Below are 543 nucleotides of genomic sequence, written 5' to 3' on the forward strand. Positions count from 1 at the left end.
GTTGATGCAACGCTCAGACAGGTTGGAAGAACCAGCCCAATCGGCGGAACCATCCGGCGTACCTGGCTTATCCACCTTGCCCGGCTTGGAGTTCGGGTCATTCGGATCGGTCGGCTTACCGTCGTTCTTGGAACCAGTGACCTCATCACCATCATTGGTGCCGTCACCATCGGTATCAGCCTTAGTCGGATCCGTCGGAGCACCCTTCTCACCCGGCTTAACCTTGTTGCCATCCTTATCGAACGGGTTCTTGGAACCAGTAACCTCGTCACCATCCTTGATGCCATCACCATCGGTGTCAGCATTGTTCGGATCGGTGCCAAGCTCCTTCTCCTGATCGTCAGTCAGACCATCATTATCGGAGTCCTTGCCCTTGCCATCCTCACCCGGCTTGTTCGGATCAATCGGCCAGGACGGACCAGGAACGATCGGCTTAGACGGCTTGTTTGGCTTGGAGTTCGGGTCATTCGGATCGGTCGGCTTACCGTCGTTCTTGGAACCAGTGACCTCATCACCATCATTGGTGCCGTCACCATCGGTATC

General features: G+C 55.8%; 1 pseudogene. It reads right to left on the bottom strand.

The features are described 5' to 3' along the window. A pseudogene (locus HMPREF2806_RS09955) lies at positions 1-543 on the bottom strand (hypothetical protein); the annotation flags it as partial.

This window comes from Corynebacterium sp. HMSC076G08, assembly GCF_001811515.1.
Classification (GTDB): domain Bacteria; phylum Actinomycetota; class Actinomycetes; order Mycobacteriales; family Mycobacteriaceae; genus Corynebacterium; species Corynebacterium hiratae.